Origin of the sequence: Photorhabdus sp. RM96S (assembly GCF_042879335.1) — a bacterium.
In the GTDB taxonomy this organism is placed as follows: domain Bacteria; phylum Pseudomonadota; class Gammaproteobacteria; order Enterobacterales; family Enterobacteriaceae; genus Photorhabdus; species Photorhabdus kayaii.
In genome coordinates this window covers 1-898 of the sequence record NZ_JBHFKT010000132.1, presented here as the reverse complement: position 1 = coordinate 898, position 898 = coordinate 1, and the positions used below count along the sequence as shown (strand labels likewise).

The window sequence follows — 898 nt, the reverse complement described above, 5'->3', positions numbered from 1 at the left end:
ATTACCAACATCTTGGCAATTTTTACCTGCTAACCCTAATGGGTCGATCCACGACACCGGATTAGGCACGTACGCATACAGGTTCAGACCCCCTGCTAATCCTATCGGGTCCGGCGATAAGTACTGGCCTGTATCACTCTCGTAATAACGGTGCCGATTATAAAATAAACCGCTTTCCGTGTCTTCATATTGGCCACAAAACCTGAGATTACAGGTCAGATTCCGCGGGTCATTGACCGTCAGCACCGGCCAGCATTCCGGCTCGCCCCAGGTGAGTAATCGTCCTGCCCAGATCAGTTCCCCTGCCTCGGTCAGAATTTCCCGCACCGTCCCCTGGTGATCACTCACCACATAGTATAGCTGACCTTTTTCATGCCGTGCCAGCGGGGTCAGGGTACCCGGCTCATACAGCCAGTGAATGCTGTTCTCATACCCGACGGTGCCGTCCGCATATACCGGCGTCTCTTCAATCAGCTGCTCCCCGCTCCACAGGTAATCATAGCCGATTATCGCGGTCGGTTTCACCGGCGGTCCGGCGGTGTCTGTCTCCTTCCGCTTGCTAATCCGTCGCCCGAAGGCATCATAGCCATAACGCCAGCGCGTGCCTTCCGGGCTGATAACCCCGGTCAGCCGGTCCTGCGCATCCCAGCGGTAGCGCCAGGTCCGCGGCCGGTAGCCCCGTCGCTGCTCGGTTTTCTCTGTCCGCCGCCCGTTTTCATCGTAGCGATACGTGCAGGCGCCGTGCTGAATCACCCGCCCCGCCTGCTGGGTGTGGTAGCTCTGGCGCAGGTCTTCACTGAGCCGTTCCGGTACCCGTTTTTGGTAATGCAGATGCTGGCCGGCATCATACACAAACTGTTCGTCACAGGCTCGCGGCCCGCCAAACTGGGCGGTCACC

Annotated in this window: 1 protein-coding gene; it reads right to left on the bottom strand. The window is 58.4% G+C overall.

The window, feature by feature from the left end:
• Nucleotides 1-898: RHS repeat domain-containing protein (locus ACGF49_RS24600; protein ID WP_387493331.1), on the bottom strand; the 898-nt coding region annotated here is incomplete at both ends.